Origin of the sequence: Candidatus Nitrosocaldus islandicus (genome assembly GCF_002906215.1) — an archaeon.
In the GTDB taxonomy this organism is placed as follows: Archaea; Thermoproteota; Nitrososphaeria; order Nitrososphaerales; family Nitrosocaldaceae; genus Nitrosocaldus; species Nitrosocaldus cavascurensis.
The window spans coordinates 767083-784829 of record NZ_CP024014.1; the positions used below are offsets into that span (position 1 = coordinate 767083).

Genomic DNA, 17747 nt, shown 5'->3' on the forward strand with positions numbered 1-17747 from the left:
CTATCATCAGATCTTAAATCCATCTGCCCTGTATATGCTGTGTGTATAGCTTCTACCCCTCCATACAACACCATGCCTGCTCTTCCTAATCCCTACAAGGAACCCAAGCGGTATGAGCAGTGAGCCTAGAGGTGATGCAAATGCATAGAGAGGGTTTATACCTAGCCCCTTGATTGAGTGAATGAGCGATGTTACTGCTATGGTTATGCATGTAGCCATGCTTGTAACTGCAAGACTTGTGCCTAGGTCTAGGTTTAGGCTTAACGGTTGGAGAAGAGAGTACGATGCTAGTAGGAATGGGTAGAGGAAGAGGAAGAATGTTATTAGGAATACGCCAAATGCTTTAGCCTTACTGACATGGTATATTGGTACTATCAGCCTTGATAGGCCATTTATTAGCGTATTTAGATCCCTAGCCCATACTGCAGAGAAGAGATCATCAGCAAGGAACATCCTCATCCTGAAGCCTTGCTTCTTAACCCTTGCTCCCAATGCACCATCCTCTATTATCTCATTCCTTACTCCTTTATGGGTACCTACAGCCTCATACACCTCACGCCTAATAATGTAGTAACTACCAAAGAAGTAACCTGTATCATGCTTGTTGCTGTTAACCCTCAATGGGGAGTATCTGCTGTGCAGGAATACAAGTAGCAATGGTAGAGTAGCCTTGGTCCATGTATCTATACACTCTAGCCTAGGTACAAGGGTTAGTGCATCTAGCCCATCCTTGAGGAGCCTCTTAACTGCTAGAGGGAGGAGCATCTCATCATGTACGCTATCTGCATCTGTGAAGAGCAGCAACTCTGCATCAGACCTTAGATATGCTTGGTAGCATGCCCAGTTCTTGCCTACCCATCCATCTGGCTTCTCACCAGCATGAATGAAGAGCACTCTACTATCTCTTCCAGCAAACTCCTCCATTATCCTTGCTGTACCATCTGTGCTTGAATCATCCACTGCTATTATCCTAAACCTACTGTACCTCTGCTTAAGCAGTGAATCAAGGCATCTTGCTATGAACCTCTCCTCATTTCTTGCTGGTACTATGATATCAACCCTAGGCTCTTCAATCACTGATCCATTACCATCGTAGAGCCTTGGTGCATACTTGTATGATCTTATTGTGTATGTTAGTAGATAGAGCCATGTTCCAAGAACACCAAGGATTATTGCAAGGAGGATAGCGTTGAATGCATCTGATGCTGTAACTACCATCATGCTACTAGCACCACCATTTAATCCATACTGCAACACAATAAATACATACATCTATAAACCATCTGTAATCTGTACTCCTAATATTAGAGCGGTGTATAGGCAATGAGTAGTTAACCTGCATTACTGCATGCATCATTGCTTATCCTCTCAAGCGCATCCCTTGTACCCTCCTCTATATGCCCCTTAACCATGGATGAGAACATTGAGAGCATACCCTTAAGCCTTATATCCCAGAGCACATCTATCCTTGTCTTGCCATTAAGATCTGTTAGCGTTACTATCTTATGCCCTACCATTGGCCCATCCAATATGTTGATATCTATCTTCTTCAACTCTGGCTCTATACTTACCTCTTCCCTGCATATGGAGTTCCTGAATGCTATTGTAACCTCCCTGGTTATCCTATTGCCCTCTCTGCTTATGTTGTTTATGCTCTTTGTACCATGCCAGTACTTGTGCTCATTATCTACATCACTAACTATCTTCCACACCCTCTCTATTGGAGCATCTACTACCCTGCTCACCTCAAGCCTTATACCCATGCCTTGAGTATTGTATGGGACCCTTTTTAATTTATCATGCCTATATCAAGTACCTTATACTTCCCATTGCTGTTCTTATCAACGAACTTGATGAACTCCCTTGCACACTTTGAGCAGAGTGGTATAGGCTCCTTTATCATCAGGCTATTCCAGAATACAGCATAGAAGCTCATGTAACCTCTATACGATTCACAGTCAACGCACCTTAGATCCTTAAGGTACCTAAGATCTATCCTCTTGCTGTTATGCATGATTTCATTATCCAGCACATTGCTATGAACGGTATTCTGTAAGATCCATTACATACAAATCATCATGATATATATGTAGATCCTTCAATGCCTTATCTGATGAGCATAAGTTACGATGAGTTCAAGAGGCTGGATATAAGGGTTGGTGTAGTGCTTAAGGCTGAGAGTATAGCAGGGAAGAGCAAGATAATGAAGGCCCTTGTAGATATTGGTGGTGAGAAGAGGGAGCTTATAGTTGGAGGGGCTGAGTACTACAAGCCAGAGGAGATGGTTGGTAGGAAGGTTGTAGTTCTAGCAAACCTTGAGCCAAAGAATATAGCAGGAGTAAGATCCCATGGGATGCTCCTTGCTGCTGATGTTGATGGTAAGCCATATTGGCTAACCGTTGATGGGGATGTACCTGCAGGAAGTAAGGTAAGATGATTATACCGTGGGATATATGAACAGATGAATGGGTTGATATATTAATAAATTGATGAGTTATTTATGGATGGATCGTACAGGGATTGAAGTAGAAAGAAGCAAGATCATCAAGATTGTTTCATCACCCTATCTCTATTTACAATCCTCAAGAACTCAAGCAATGCTGTATAATCCTTGTCTGCCAACTCTGTCTTGCTTGCTAATCTATAGCACTGTTCAAGCATGGATGCCATTGGTAGAGATATGTTAAGTGCTCTAGCAGCATCATTTATGGTCTTTACATCCTTAAGCATCATCTCTAGAGCAAAGGACTTCTCATACTCTCCCTTAACCATCCTTGGCCCTTTGCGCTCACTCATGCCAGTCTTGAAGTATGTTGAGTTGAGTATCTCAAGGAAGAGCATTGGATCAAGCCCTGAACGCTCAACTAGGAGTATCCCTTCAGATAGTGCTGCTGCTATCATTGCTATCTGAAGGTTTAATGCCAACTTCATTGTGTGTGCAGACCCATTGCCCCCTATGTAGAATATCCTTCCTGCAATCCTATTGAACACATCTATGAACCTCTCAAAATACCCCCTGCTCCCTCCAACCATCATCACAAGGTTACCCTGTTCAGCAAGTTGAGGTCCTCCCATTACAGGGGTATCAAGCATTATTATGCCATGCTCATTGAGCCTTGATGCTATAGCCTTTGATGCAAATGGGTTTATAGTGCTCACATCAGCAAGGGTTAGCCATTCATCACCACTACTACTACTACCACCACTACCATCAGAACCCTTCTTGGCCCCTTCCCTGTAATGTTTTGCATATACTACACCATTGCTTGCAAATAGCACATCCTCCAATGCATGCTCATCCTTAACAACTGTTATCAGCAAGTCTACCTGCTTTGCAACATCCATTGGTGTCTCTGCTACCATAGCACCATAACCCTTCAATGCCTCAGCCTTCCATCTACTCCTGTTGTAGACTGTAAGCATATAGCCAGATGCTAGAAGCCTCCTTGCTATTGCACTCCCCATCATCCCAGTACCTATAAGACCTATCCTTACATCCTTGCTCATCTCAGATTTATGAATGGATGGAATAATTTAATTTAATCCTTAAATGTTGTATGCTTTAGCGATGAGATCAATAGTTAACCCAACGTCCCTTCCAGAACCTTCCTCTATCTGCAATCTGCACGACTCACCAGTTGTGTAGACCCTCTTCTCACTAGCCTTTACAGCATCGAAGAGTTCTCTACCTATCTGCATTGAGAGAGCATAGTTATCCTTTATGAATGAGTATGACCCTCCAACACCACAGCACCCCTTCTCCAGTATGCTGAACCTTAATGATGGTATGCTCTTTAGAAGTGATATAAGATGCCTATCGTAACCCTGAACTATGGTATGGCAGTGCATATGTACAAGTATATCCTCATCAACTGGCTTGAACTCTACAAGCTCTGCTCTACTCTTAAGGTTGTAGAGTAACTCATGCACATCCTGCACATGCTCTGCAACTGCTCTACTCCTATGATCATCAAGCACGTTAAGATACTCCATCCTCAATGCTAGAGATGCACTTGGGGAGAATGTTACTATTGGTATACCTTTGGATGCGTATGGGTAGAGGCTAGAAGTGTTGAACTCAACGATCCTCCTTGCTTTATCTACAGCACCTTCAAGTATTGCTGGTAGGCCAGATGAGAGCTGCTCTGGGAACTCTACTCTGTAACCATTGATGTTTAGTATCCTTACAATCTTGAGCCCAAGCATGGGGTCTATGTACCTTATGTATGTATCTGCAAAGAATGCTACACTCTTATCTAGTGCTGGTTGCCTATACTCATGGAAGAGATCATCAAACATCTTGCTGCTGAACCTTGGTATCCTCTTCCTAGCATCTATACCTGCTAGATGCTCAAGTGCAATCCTGAATAACCTGCTGTTGATAAGCATGTTTGATAGCCATGAGTACCTACATGCAAGTTTAGCATACCTATCTATCTCAGCAAAGTATGCATAACCTTTAGGTAGCCCATTAATCTTTGCATATCTGGCCCTAGCCTCTGCCATTATCTTCCCAACATTTACATTCGATGGGCAGTCGATGAGGCACATCTTGCACTGTATACAGTACTTGTATATCAACTCCTCATACTCCTTGCTACCCATCAGAGCATCTTGCTCTTGCTTCTCAACTGTATGGGCAATGTTGAGTAACCATCTAAGTACGTTGTTCCTTCCCCTGCAGGATGCTACCTCATCTTGCAAACCTTTGTATACTGGACACATTCTTACCTTGTAGTTCAACTCTCTACACATTCCACATCCATGGCATAGACCAACCTCATCAACATATGCTAACTCATCCTCATACCCTGTTATCCTCCTTGCTATAGCACTACTCTTAGAACCCCATACAAGCATAGTATTATTATCATCATCTCTACTTACACCCTTGCTATAGCGTAGGTTCTTAACTAAAAGATCTCTATGGTTGGTAACCTTCTTCTCAGGATTCATTATATTCTTTGGGTCTAAGATCTGCTTTATCTTAACGAAGAGTGAGTATATCTCATCCCCATAGAGCATCCTTACAAACTCAGATCTTGCAAGACCATCCCCATGCTCTGCAGATATGCTTCCTTTCATCTTCTTTACTACGTTGAAGACCTCATATGCTAGAGCCTTCATCACCCTAAGACCATCATCGCTGCTTAGATCCAGAATGGGTCTAGTATGGAGGTTCCCATCACCAGCATGTCCATACAGTGTGTATTGTACACCATACATCCTATAGATCCTCCTGAGCGCATCAACAAGATCAGGGAGCTTATCAACCTGTACAACTGGATCCTCTATGAATGCTATAGGCTTGCTCTTACCTGCCCTAACCTTCATCGTGTACGCTAATGCTCTCTTCCTAACCTCCCATAACCTTGAGATCTCATCCTCATCGTATGAGCATGTTATATGCTTGAGACCCTTTGCATTGCTTGATATGCTTATCAGTTTATCCATCATGGATCTAACATCATCTATGCTATTGCCATCTAACTCAACGAATAGTATGCACTCATAATCTTTGTAGCCATAACCAAAGTTGCTATCTATACTCCTTGCAATATCAATTACTGTTCTATCTAGGAGTTCTACAGTTGCTGCCCTTAGCCTTGCCATTATATCCCTAACGTACAGTGCAGCATTGTATGTATCATCAAAGGCAAGTAATGCCAATGCCCTGAACCTTGGTATATCGATGATCCTTAGAGATGCTCTAACAACTATCCCAAGGGTACCTTCTGATCCAACGAATAACTTTGCAAGATCTACAGTATGTTCATTCAGCAGAACCCTATCGATCCTATAGCCTGAGGAGTTCTTGCTTACCTTAGGGAACCCCTCCCTTATCACACCCATCTTGGGGGCAAGTATGCTGTATAACTCCCTTGCCAACCTTGCCTCAACGCTATCATCATCATAGTTTAGATCAACCTTCCTAGCATGTATGATGCTACCATCTGCAAGTACAACATCAAGCTCCTCAACGTAATCTATCATGCTTCCATACTTGACAGTATGTGCACCAGATGCATTGTTTGCTATCATACCACCTATGGTACAGTAATCTGAACTTGAAGGGTCTACTGGTATGAACTTGCCATGCCTCTTCAACTCCCTATCGAGTACACCTTTGTACATCCCTGCTTCAACAGTAACATACCCATCCTCTAGATTTAGAGCAAGTAACCTGTTCATATGGGTAAGGTCTATTATTATGCCAGAGCCTATGGCTTGACCAGCAAGCCCACTGCCTCCTCCCCTTGCTGTAACTGGTATCCCATGCTTATATGCAACCTTCACAGTGCTCACAACATCCTGCACATCCCTAGCAATGACTATGCAGAGAGGAAGCATCTCATATGCACTTGCATCACTTGCATACATGTACCTATCAAGCATGCCAGTAAGTACCCTGCCCTTTATGCTTGCCCTTAACTCATCTACGAGTTGCTCATGCATACTACCATTCCCTCACGATGAGATTTATAGATTGATATATAAGGAAAGGCTTTAATGTAATTAGAAGGCTACAGGTAGGATGTTGATCATGGATATTGGTATAAGCATGATCGTTGGTATAAGCATGGGTCTAGTTGCAATGATGGATGTAGGTAGCATAATTATGCAGATGAACCCTCTCTTCCCATCTGGGGATGCACAGCAGCAGTGGTGGGTATACCTGCTATGGATAGTTCCGTTCTTCATCTTCCTCCTCTACGGGCAGAGGATACAGATGTGGATGGTTCTTAATGATGTTGCAAGGTCACTGAACAGGTTGAAGAGCATGCAGGATAAGGCTAGAGATGAGGCTATAGCGTATCTCAAGAGCGTTAACCCAAACCTTGCTAGTACTGAGAGGTTTGATATGATGATGGAGCATTTTGCAATAACCCCTGTAGACATGGACCCATATGGTATAGTTAGGAAGGTACAGCATATAATAAGGCTGAGGGATGATAGGATAAGGGCTCAGATCAGGATGCTCGCACCTCAAGCAGATGAGGTCACTGCAAGCAGGCTTGAGAACGTGCTAGAGGTTGCAACAGCACTGCATATGCTCTACAAGATAGTTAGACACTTCTACCTAATGGGCAAGAAGACAACTAGCATGTTCTTCCTTGTACAGTTGCAGATGCTCATGCCCCTTATAATGCAGTCAGCAGAGGCATTCAACAAAGCAATCCCTGCAATAAAGAATGGGCAGCCAATAGGGGATGGTATAGGCCCAATGGTAGTTGGGAGGCTCATGCTCAACAGGGCAAAGATACCAATAGCAAGGGATACGGTTATGAGTGAGTATGAGTACAATGGAAGGAGGCTTTACCTTGTCAAGGCTCAAGGCCCTGGGGGTACAGTTGGAGAGCCCCATACTGCTGTTGAGAGACTCATAAATGAGATGGGTGTGAAGGTTGATATGATAATAATGATAGATGCTGCACTCAAGCTTGAAGGGGAGAAGACAGGGGATGTTGCTGAGGGTGTTGGTGCTGCCATAGGAGGAATAGGGGTTGAGAAATACCAGATAGAGGAGGTTGCTACAAGGCATAGCATACCTCTCTACGCTGTTATAATAAAGCAGTCCATCATTGAGGCAATAACAGCGATGAGGAAGGAGATAGCAGAGGCTGTTGAGAGGGCAAGCAAGAGTGTGTTTAGGATGATAGATGAGCATAGCAATGAAGGAGATAATATTCTAATAATAGGAGTAGGGAATACACTAGGTGTAGGACAATGAGCCATGATATGAAGGATGAGAAGGATAAGGAGAAGAGGTCCATAGTCTACACTATAGAGGAGTGCCAACAATGCGGGGTTAAGAACAAGCGTATATTCAAGGTTGGAGATTATGTGTACAAGTTTGGTGGCTCCTGCTTAAGGTGCAAGGGTAGCACACTCATAACTATGATATACGCTGAGTATGTGAATGGTACATGAGCAGATAGATAAATAATCCAATCACACCGACAATTACTAACTAATTAACTAACCAAACCATCATCATACAATGGTCAAGCAGTTATTACCACTGTACCTTCCATTGTTGGCACTATAGTATGCTCAGCCTGTGCTACATACCTGTTGTTACCTTCAACAAGCACTGGATAGGCCCTTATAACCTTCTTCTTGAGGAGGAAGGATATCATCTCCCTAGCATGGTTCACATCCTCATCCTTGAGCCATCTCAATGCGAATGGCAATGTCTTGAACCTAGTCCAGAGCATATCTAGGAAGGTATCTGCCTCCTTGCTCTCTGTTCTCTTCCTACTCACTATTGAGTATATATTGCTTATATCCCCATTGTATACTAGGCCAGATCCATCCCCAGTAGTTACAAATGGCTCTATAGCATACACCTCGCCTTGCTGGAGGGAGAATGAGCCTATAGTCCATATGTTTGGTATAGACTTGCCAGCATGTATAGTGTACTTTGCTATTGAGTGCCCACTTAGGTTCTGTACTGGCTTAAGCCCATAAGACTTGATGGTACGCTCTATAACCCTGCCTATATCACCTGCCTTCACCCCTGCCCTTGCTACGCGTATTGCCTCTCTTAGAGCATGCTCAGCAGCCTCTACAAGGATGCTGTATGACGGGTTGTAGCATACAGTTACAGCAGTATCTGCTATTGAACCATTCACATGCACCCCTATGTCTATCTTGAGCACATCACCATCCCTAACCTCAATGCTATCGTTGGGCTCAGCAGTGTAGTGTGCAGCAACCTCGTTGAGGCTTACATTGCAAGGGAATGCTGGCTCCCCTCCCTTAGCCCTTATCATCTCTTCTGCCTCTTCACATATATCGAGGAGTGTCCTTCCAACATGGTAACGTTTCCTCATATGCTCCCTAACCTCTGCTGCTATCTTTCCTGCCTTGATATAATCCTCTATGCTTGCTAGCAACAGCAGCTCTATGCTATAGGGATAAATAAAAGTAAGGTTAAATGGATGGGAATAAGTTTTTAGATGCATCAATGGCTGTATGTAAGGTGGTAATGGCGGGGTCGTGGGCTAGCATGGTATTCACTACTTGCTTGCAGTAATGCAGGTAAGAACAGAGTGCTTCGAGCCTTGGGCGCTCGAGGTCGCCGGTTCAAATCCGGCCGACCCCACCATTCATGCGTTTCGTAGTCCACCATTATTATATGATATGAATAAGGAGAAGGATAGCGGGGCAAGAGTAGAGAAGGATAGGGATAACTACAAGGATAACTACAAGGATAAGGATAGGGATAAGGATAGGGATAAGGATAGGGATATCTACAACAGAGATTCTAGGCTAAGGTACTGGCTAGAGAGGGCAAAGGAGTATGAGGAAGTATACCAGTTCGCTAGATACATGCTCAGAGAGGAGAAGGCTTCTCTATGGGTTATAAGGTGCATAACCATACTACTCTCTATAAGGGAGTTCTTAGGCAAACCCTTTAGAGAGGCAAGTAGAGAAGATATAGAGCATTATATAGAGTACTGCAACAGAAAGAACTATAGTCCTTCTACACATAAGAAGATCAGGCAGGTACTCAAGTACTTCTACAAGGTAATGTATGGCAATAATGAGTACTATCCAGAGCAGGTATCATGGCTGAAGGCAAAGGTAAGTAAGGATAAGCAGAGGCAGAAGGAAGAACTAGACTATAACTCATTCCTTACTGAAGAAGAGGTTAAGAAGGTAATAGACGTAGCAGATACACTGCAGAAGAAAGCGCTTATAGCAGTAGCATATGAGACAGGTGCAAGACCTGAGGAGTTGTTGAATATGCGTATTAGAGATATAGCATTTGATCAATATGGCTGTACTGTAATACTAAGAGGCAAGACTGGAGAGAGGAGGGTTAGGCTCATAGTATATGCCCCATTGCTAAGAGAGTGGATTAACATACACCCATTCCGTAACGATAAGAGTTCATATCTATGGTTATCAGAGGCAACAAACCATAAGTTTAAGCCTATAGGGATAAGAGGAGCAGAGAAGTTATTCCAAGCAGTAATGAAGAGAGCAGGGATAGATAAGGACTCTAGGCTCTACGTGTTAAGGCATTCAAGAGCAACCCATTTAGCCTCCAAACTGACTGAAGCAGAAATGTGCAAGTTCTTTGGTTGGCAACTAGGCACTAAAGTAGTTAAGCGCTACATCCATTTAGCAGGGATAGATATAGACTCAAAACTACTCCAAATGCAAGGTCTTTCAGTAGATAAGAGAGAGGAGGAGTTGAAGGTTAAGCGTTGCATACGTTGCCAAGAGTTGCTATCTCCAAATCATGACTACTGCCCCAAATGCGGGTTAACTAGAGAGGTTGAGAGCATACTGCTTGCTGGTGAGGATAGGGATAGGGATAAAGAAAAAGAAAAGGTTAAGAGGTTGGAGGAGGAAGTGAATAGGCTTACCCTACTTGTTGAGGAGCTGTTGAAGAGGAGGTCTCTGCTTTAGCAGTGTTGGTACTAACAACAACAGCAGCAGTAGTAGTACTAATGCTATATGAGGACTTCAACTCCCCAACTATTTCTTTTATCCTTTTGACTTGATCCCTTATCATTAACAGAAGCTCAGTATCGCTCTTACTTGAGAGGTCTTCTACTTTTACTTCTTCTTCTACTACTGTTGTTCTGCTCATTCACTACATAATGGTAGGTATTGTTACTGCTACTCTTCTCCATACTCCATTATCCTATGAAGAACGAATGAGTGAATGGATAGGAGAAGGGGTTGAATGATGAAAGCCTGTTATGCTGATATCTGATGAAAGGTCTAAACGCTGACTGCCCCTTCTCCCTAGACTTTCTTTATCTTTCTAGCATGATATAAAGTTTGAGCATTGAGTGGGGAGGTTGGAGTAGGTAGCCTTATTCTCATGCTATTATTACCATACTACTACTATTGCTATAGCCTTCTTATGCTACCACTACCATTACTACTACTGCTACTGCTATTGCTATTACTACTGCTCCTTAACCCTTGGTTGCTTGAAGCCCTTCTCAACAAGTATCTTGTTCACTTCCCTTATAGCAAAGCAGAACCCTACATGCAAACAATCGTCCCTATCACAGTGCCTGCAGTACAAGAACTTCCCTTCTGGAACTACCTGAACCTCAACTATCCTATTAATGAAGTGGTCAGCAATATCTATCGTATCTCCATGTGTACCTATGAACTGCAGTGAGGGTGCATATCTTCTAAGAAGTTCATCCTCTTCAAGATTTTCAAGTATGTACTGTGAAGCCCAGGGCGTGAAAGGTATCAATGGCTTATTCTCTTCCTTCCAACGTTGGTACAGTCTATTATAGAGCTCCTCTGTTATAGTTAATGACTTCCAACCCTTAGCTGGCATATTGTTAGGTAATAGACCGTAACATTTAATTATATCGTCTTACGGTTTATAACCACAACAAACGGGGTGAATGCAATGCAGTCAGCACTACTTCCATATTATAATATGATGAAGATGACGGAGACAGAGAGTTCAGATCATGAGAGTGTTAAAGACAGAGTTGGAGTTGATTCATGCAAGCATAGACTGATCTATGACCCTGAAGCGGGGGAATGGATCTGCAGCAAGTGTGGAAGGGTCTTCTCGCTAGAGGAAGCAATAGAGGTAGAGGTAGAGAGGAGAAGGGAGGAGGTAGAATCAGGGGTAGTGGGAGAGGAGAGAGCAAGGACAAGAGCAGGGGCTGGAACAGAAGGGGCAGATACAGATAGAGCGAGAGCGGAGAGTGCAACAAGAGTAGAAGCAGAAGCAAGGGCAGGGACAGGAGCAGAGGTCATTACAGTTACAGCCACAAGACTACAAGACGTAGGCTTAGATCCTAGAGGGGAGACGAATTTTTGGCTCACTGGGCTAGGGACCTTAGAGAGCAGAAAGGAAGAGGAGGAGATACTGAAGAGCCATTTAGCAAATATCTTTTCTAAACTTAGCATTCCTTTCCATATCGCTCAAGAAATAGAGCGTGAGGTAAAGAGCATACTCAAACACCATAACAAGAACGACAGAGTAACCGCATATACTGTATATACAGTAGTAATGAAGGATATCTACAGATATGGACTCTATAGAAGGCTAAAGTTACAGTTACAAGCACAAACACAAACACAAACACAGTTACAGGCACAGGCTCAGGTTCAGGTACAGGTTCAGACACAGACTCAGACTCAGACACAACAGCCACTTGAAGAGTATGTTGCTACAGTAATAGCAATGAGATTCAATAAACAGATAGAACCTGTTTATTCCTTGCCCTTTGTTAAAGCTAATCCTATACATGCACACAAATGCATGAAGAAGTTTTATAATAAGGTGAGAGTATGATAAAGAAGATCTTACCTTCTTCTTTGAAGACATTGCCATTAGCGGTAAGAGGTATCTCAATATCAAATCCAATTGAAGTTGTAGAGTACAATAACGAATACTATACACTAAACAGAGACAGTATTGATACAACCGCTGAGATCGAGGTAAATATAATAGCAAGTGTAAAGACGATAGAAGAGGTCTATAATCTCCTACTTGCTAGAGTATTGAACGATAATCCTGACCCCTTTGCTATTACTTTACAAGCTATTGATAATCCTACTCTCCTTCAATATCTGAAGGAGATTAAGGCATTGAAGATAGAGGAGGCTGTAGAAATGATACCAAGAGCATACCTAGAGTATTTAGAGAAGAGGTTAAGGGAGCAGGAGAGGAAGAAACCTGTTATCATTGATATATCGCTTATCAATGGCATCGTTGAGGTAATCAAATACCTGAAGACGAAGGGTAAGTCAGAGCAAGAGATAGAACATATATTCTTCTCATTACTAGAGCCAGAAGAGGACGAGAGAGCCTATTACTACTGGAATGGTCATGACCTTCTTAAGGCTGTAAAGCTTCTAGTAGAAGAGGAGGAGAGGGAGAGGGAGAAACAGGAGATAGTAGTAGGTATAGACGGTGAAAGCATAGGGCAAAGCAGAGGCGATAGTAGTGATAGAGATAGAGTAGTAAAGCTGGTAGTAATTATAGAATTAAGCCAAGTTGATAAGTCAAGAATAGACAAGTTCATCGAGCGTATCAAAGAGGTTGCGAGAGAGTATGGTATTGAGATCCGTTATGAACTCCACTAACTGTAGCAGTATTAGTAGCAATAGTAGTAGCAATAGCAACAACAATAAGCGTAACAACTGCAGTCGAGTTAATGACTATATTTCTTTTCTTTTGCTCTTCCATAATGTAGGTAAGAAGAGTATCTCTTTACATGAGTTCTATATGTTATCAGGTATAGATTTAGCAACACTCTTTACTATTATAGCAAAATTAATCAAGCGTAATATGATAACGTATGAGCCTTCAACAAATATGCTTTCCCTTACTGAGGAAGGGATTCTTTGTATGATCAGCAGGCTATTTAGACTTGAGAGAAGAGAGAGTGTTAGTTTGATCTACTATACCTTCCTCTCTAGATTAAAGAAGGGGCAAAGAGAGATAGATATGAGACTTATCCCACTAAAATCAAATACGTTAAGGTTCGCTATTCAAGAATTGAAAAGGAAAGGTATAATCATAATTATAAAATATAAAAGGTACAGACTGACTGAGAAGTTAGAACCTCTCCTTTGTTTCCGTTAGTCTCCATTGTGATTATCCAGTAGCAGTTTTGATACCGATTTCTGCTACAAAAATTGTAGCAGTTTTGATACCGATTTCTGCTACAAAAATTGTAGCACTGATCCTAAGAGTCTTAGATATCTTGAACAGGCTTACAATGACAAGAGTAAGGGCATAATCCTCAGTCTTGAGATTGAGAGGGTTAGAGAGGAAGAGTCTTAGATATGACTATAGAGATAGCAAGAGAGAGTAAAGAAGCATTAATTGGTCAAAAAAGGGGTATTTTATGCCTAATTAAATACCTCATAATTGTACCTCAGTCCTAGTTTTATCTACTGATGATCCGCATATTCGTAGATGGTGCAAGCAAGGGCAAGTCACGATCTCACTATACTTCACTTGCAACGCACGTAATAGCAACTATTATATTGGTACCAATTTTGAGTCACGATCTCACTATACTACTTCTCTTACGTAGAGCGTATAATTATGAATAATCAAAAGAGTGCTATCACTGAACCCTTTAAGCATGTCTATGATTTTATAACACAAACAAAGCATTTGTGTTATGACTTATTGCATAGTCTTACTACGCTTCTCAAGGACGAATACATATTGCTTTATGAGAGGATACCAAAAGAACTCTTAAACCTTATCTTCTCTTTCTTTACCTAATAAAAGGGTACAAGATAAGATAGATTAATTAGGCAAAATGGGTATTTTATGCCCAATTAATTACACATTCATATTAGTCACGGTCTCGCTATAAAATGCGTAGAGAATATAGTAGCCATACTCATACTATAAGTTTATATATGACTAGTCAACATTTATAAATATCGTATACGACTAGAGCTTGACTGGTTCCCCTTTGAGTAGAGGAGGGAGAGTATATAAAAGGTGAAGCGTGAGAAGGGGAGGCGCCAGTGGGGGGTTTGAATCGAACTATAGTAGGATTGAAAGTCATTTTTATTGCTGTTATCTTGTTCATGCTTGCTTTGTTTGAATCGAACTATAGTAGGATTGAAAGAAAGCCTCTCTTACCCTTACCCTTATTGATTATTAAGTTTGAATCGAACTATAGTAGGATTGAAAGCATTATCTAAGAACTTGTTATTGCCTTTAAGGAACTTGGTTTGAATCGAACTATAGTAGGATTGAAAGAAATCAATTCAAGTAACCCAACACAACACAAAACAAGTTTGAATCGAACTATAGTAGGATTGAAAGTGAACTTTCTTAATGCTCTTGTCTCTATGTATGCCTTTAGTTTGAATCGAACTATAGTAGGATTGAAAGTCATTCTTTTTGAATTCTTGCATAAGATATTTACTAGTTTGAATCGAACTATAGTAGGATTGAAAGCTGTATACATGTCTAATAAGGCTTTATGTAGAAGTAGGTTTGAATCGAACTATAGTAGGATTGAAAGTAAGCCTCTTAAAAGTATCATAATCAAAATCAAAATCGTTTGAATCGAACTATAGTAGGATTGAAAGCTAATAATAGTTGACAGTCCCTATGAATCTTTAATTTGTTTGAATCGAACTATAGTAGGATTGAAAGTGATGTTATGCAAATCAAGCAATATCTCGATGTGTCGGTTTGAATCGAACTATAGTAGGATTGAAAGAGAATTCGAATTGGGGTATTGCCTTATGAGTGAATAGTTTGAATCGAACTATAGTAGGATTGAAAGAGCTCGTGTCAGGCATGCCATCTGCTCTCTTTGCTATCTCGTTTGAATCGAACTATAGTAGGATTGAAAGCGATGATACGTCATCATTCCAACGATTCTCTCTTATCATAGTTTGAATCGAACTATAGTAGGATTGAAAGGTGATAACTCATCCTTCTCTATCGATGCTGATGTGTGTTTGAATCGAACTATAGTAGGATTGAAAGTCCCATGCATGCATGCATATGCATGCATGTTCATCAACAGTTTGAATCGAACTATAGTAGGATTGAAAGGTGGTGGTGGTGATGTTGGTATCCTTGTGATGGCCTGACGTTTGAATCGAACTATAGTAGGATTGAAAGTGCTAGGAGCACTTCCAGAAGTAGGATATTCCTTCTCGTTTGAATCGAACTATAGTAGGATTGAAAGAGGAAAAATAGGAAAGAGAGAGATTTAGTCGTTGTCCTTGTTTGAATCGAACTATAGTAGGATTGAAAGAGGTCTGCCTTCTGCTTATGCTTCTTATTTATAAAGTGTTTGAATCGAACTATAGTAGGATTGAAAGACAGTTGCTACCGATCCAAATAAGGTAAAAGATAGAATAGTTTGAATCGAACTATAGTAGGATTGAAAGTTCAACACCATACCCATCCCATCCCATGCATGCATATGGTTTGAATCGAACTATAGTAGGATTGAAAGTTCTTATTTCTTATTTTTTGTTTTTGATATGGGATGAGTTTGAATCGAACTATAGTAGGATTGAAAGGATGTAACTCAAACTGATTTACTAGGTACAAACAAGGTTTGAATCGAACTATAGTAGGATTGAAAGACACTAATACCAACACTAATACTAACAGTAACAGTAAGTTTGAATCGAACTATAGTAGGATTGAAAGGTGAGAGTTAAGATAAGTGAGACCAAATCAATTCTAGAGTTTGAATCGAACTATAGTAGGATTGAAAGATGCCTTTACTCCACTTCTTGATGTGTATGACTTCATCGTTTGAATCGAACTATAGTAGGATTGAAAGTTAAGTAGAGAGATAAGGCATAATCTTAATAAATTAAGTTTGAATCGAACTATAGTAGGATTGAAAGCTTAACCATTCTCTAAATGCCATCTCTTTCTTAGTCGTTTGAATCGAACTATAGTAGGATTGAAAGAATAGAGAGGCGTATTTTACGCCTCTCCAAAAGAGGGTTTGAATCGAACTATAGTAGGATTGAAAGTGTTATAGGCGTTGCGCTCTTCCTCCTCCATTTCATACGTTTGAATCGAACTATAGTAGGATTGAAAGTTCGAACAAAATTTTATTTTATGTCGCCAAATAAAAGTTTGAATCGAACTATAGTAGGATTGAAAGATGTCCTAGCGTCAAATATGCGTAACGTAAAATAAAGTTTGAATCGAACTATAGTAGGATTGAAAGAGCGGATGCATGCCCCCGAATAATATGAATCCCTATTGTTTGAATCGAACTATAGTAGGATTGAAAGATACAATTTCCATGTTCCTGAAAAGGATCGATGCAAAGTTTGAATCGAACTATAGTAGGATTGAAAGTAGATGCCTCAGCCCCAGATGCAATCCTACCTATTCGTTTGAATCGAACTATAGTAGGATTGAAAGTTGCACAAGCAGAGGTAAATGAGGAGTGGTTAGGGATGTTTGAATCGAACTATAGTAGGATTGAAAGTGTCCATATTGGGACAAGGCAAAATTTAATATTTGCGTTTGAATCGAACTATAGTAGGATTGAAAGTGTATAGGATCGTGCCTCCTTAATTGCGTTCATAATATTGTTTGAATCGAACTATAGTAGGATTGAAAGCTCATTTGCAGGATCAATTCGCAAATTTCTAATGAAGTTTGAATCGAACTATAGTAGGATTGAAAGATCTCGTTCGCCTTTCATACTCCCTTTACGACTCAGGTTTGAATCGAACTATAGTAGGATTGAAAGTTCCTAAAAACCTCCCTTTTCAGGACTTCTATTATCGTTTGAATCGAACTATAGTAGGATTGAAAGTCGCTACAAATTTATGGTGTCTTTTTTGAAAACGATCGTTTGAATCGAACTATAGTAGGATTGAAAGTTCCCAACTTGATCGAATTAGGCGAACCTAATTGCTCGTTTGAATCGAACTATAGTAGGATTGAAAGCCTGTTGAACCTGCTACTGGTATCTATCTCAAAGCTGTTTGAATCGAACTATAGTAGGATTGAAAGATGCTATGAATGATGTTACTATACCTATCACTACCTTAGTTTGAATCGAACTATAGTAGGATTGAAAGAACACCATCCTCTTCTCTATCTTTCTATCTCGCTTCTGTTTGAATCGAACTATAGTAGGATTGAAAGATGTTTGTATTAGTTTTGTATTTATTTTTATTTTCTAATAGTTTGAATCGAACTATAGTAGGATTGAAAGTCAATTATAAAATTGCTTAAAAAGATTATAGCACATTGTTTGAATCGAACT

The 17747-nt window shown here is 40.8% G+C and carries 14 protein-coding genes, 1 tRNA gene and 1 CRISPR repeat array (1 of these 16 running past the window's edge); of the genes, 7 read left to right on the forward strand and 8 right to left on the reverse strand.

Features of this window, described 5'->3' with window-relative positions:
• Positions 1-6 precede the first annotated feature (6 nt).
• From CRG89_RS04030 to CRG89_RS04040, 3 genes are read right to left on the reverse strand one after another with little or no spacing between them, the layout of a single operon-like run.
• On the reverse strand, positions 7-1272 hold the full coding sequence (locus CRG89_RS04030; RefSeq protein ID WP_217349421.1) for a glycosyltransferase family 2 protein: 1266 nt from the start codon (positions 1270-1272) through the stop codon (positions 7-9).
• A 59-nt stretch (positions 1273-1331) separates the two neighbouring features.
• Positions 1332-1763 carry a type II toxin-antitoxin system RatA family toxin gene (locus tag CRG89_RS04035; protein WP_103287047.1) on the reverse strand — a complete coding sequence of 144 codons (432 nt, stop codon included), beginning with the start codon at positions 1761-1763 and terminating at the stop codon, positions 1332-1334.
• A 26-nt stretch (positions 1764-1789) separates the two neighbouring features.
• Positions 1790-2014: a hypothetical protein gene (locus tag CRG89_RS04040; RefSeq protein WP_103287048.1), complete on the reverse strand. Its 225-nt coding sequence runs from the start codon at positions 2012-2014 to the stop codon at positions 1790-1792.
• Between the two features lie 99 nt (positions 2015-2113).
• On the opposite strand from CRG89_RS04040, the gene CRG89_RS04045 reads away from it, so the two are divergent.
• Entirely contained in the window at positions 2114-2437 is a 324-nt protein-coding gene (locus CRG89_RS04045; RefSeq protein WP_197706568.1) for a hypothetical protein, read from the forward strand.
• 107 nt (positions 2438-2544) lie between these two features.
• On the opposite strand, the gene CRG89_RS04050 is transcribed toward CRG89_RS04045, so the two are convergent.
• Together CRG89_RS04050 and CRG89_RS04055 are read right to left on the reverse strand one after the other, a co-directional pair.
• The gene (locus CRG89_RS04050; RefSeq protein ID WP_103287049.1) at positions 2545-3507 is read right to left on the reverse strand and encodes an NAD(P)-dependent oxidoreductase; all 963 of its coding nucleotides are present in this window, start codon (positions 3505-3507) and stop codon (positions 2545-2547) included.
• A gap of 39 nt (positions 3508-3546) precedes the next feature.
• Entirely contained in the window at positions 3547-6456 is a 2910-nt protein-coding gene (locus tag CRG89_RS04055) for an FAD-binding and (Fe-S)-binding domain-containing protein (RefSeq protein ID WP_103287050.1), read from the reverse strand.
• Between the two features lie 79 nt (positions 6457-6535).
• Between CRG89_RS04055 and CRG89_RS04060 the strand changes: the two genes are divergently transcribed.
• Both CRG89_RS04060 and CRG89_RS04065 read left to right on the forward strand, forming a co-directional pair.
• Positions 6536-7732, forward strand: a complete 1197-nt coding sequence (locus CRG89_RS04060; protein ID WP_197706567.1) for a DUF1512 domain-containing protein — start codon at positions 6536-6538, stop codon at positions 7730-7732.
• Positions 7729-7932, forward strand: a complete 204-nt coding sequence (locus tag CRG89_RS04065; protein ID WP_103287051.1) for a hypothetical protein — start codon at positions 7729-7731, stop codon at positions 7930-7932. Before CRG89_RS04060 ends, CRG89_RS04065 begins: the two co-directional genes overlap by 4 nt.
• A gap of 74 nt (positions 7933-8006) precedes the next feature.
• On the opposite strand, the gene map is transcribed toward CRG89_RS04065, so the two are convergent.
• Positions 8007-8900 (reverse strand): type II methionyl aminopeptidase, encoded by an 894-nt coding sequence (gene map, locus CRG89_RS04070; RefSeq protein ID WP_197706566.1) that lies wholly within the window; start codon positions 8898-8900, stop codon positions 8007-8009.
• A gap of 97 nt (positions 8901-8997) precedes the next feature.
• Between map and CRG89_RS04075 the strand changes: the two genes are divergently transcribed.
• A tRNA-Pro gene (locus CRG89_RS04075) sits at positions 8998-9112 on the forward strand.
• Between the two features lie 35 nt (positions 9113-9147).
• Complete coding sequence (locus CRG89_RS04080; protein ID WP_103287053.1) at positions 9148-10425, forward strand: tyrosine-type recombinase/integrase; 1278 nt, start codon at positions 9148-9150, stop codon at positions 10423-10425.
• On the opposite strand, the gene CRG89_RS08675 is transcribed toward CRG89_RS04080, so the two are convergent.
• Together CRG89_RS08675 and CRG89_RS08680 are read right to left on the reverse strand one after the other, a co-directional pair.
• On the reverse strand, positions 10379-10609 hold the full coding sequence (locus CRG89_RS08675) for a hypothetical protein (RefSeq protein ID WP_148695205.1): 231 nt from the start codon (positions 10607-10609) through the stop codon (positions 10379-10381). The two genes, CRG89_RS04080 and CRG89_RS08675, sit on opposite strands and share 47 nt — an antisense overlap.
• A 324-nt stretch (positions 10610-10933) precedes the next feature.
• Positions 10934-11323, reverse strand: a complete 390-nt coding sequence (locus CRG89_RS08680) for a hypothetical protein (protein WP_148695204.1) — start codon at positions 11321-11323, stop codon at positions 10934-10936.
• Positions 11324-11398: 75 nt separating this feature from the next.
• On the opposite strand from CRG89_RS08680, the gene CRG89_RS08685 reads away from it, so the two are divergent.
• Positions 11399-12298, forward strand: coding sequence for a Trm112 family protein (locus tag CRG89_RS08685; RefSeq protein WP_148695203.1), 900 nt, complete (start codon positions 11399-11401; stop codon positions 12296-12298).
• Complete coding sequence (locus CRG89_RS04100) at positions 12295-13092, forward strand: hypothetical protein (protein WP_103287057.1); 798 nt, start codon at positions 12295-12297, stop codon at positions 13090-13092. The genes CRG89_RS08685 and CRG89_RS04100 overlap by 4 nt, the downstream gene beginning before the upstream one ends.
• 1414 nt (positions 13093-14506) lie before the next feature.
• Positions 14507-17747: a CRISPR direct-repeat array (repeat unit 30 nt; unit sequence GTTTGAATCGAACTATAGTAGGATTGAAAG) (it continues 1432 nt past the right edge of the window).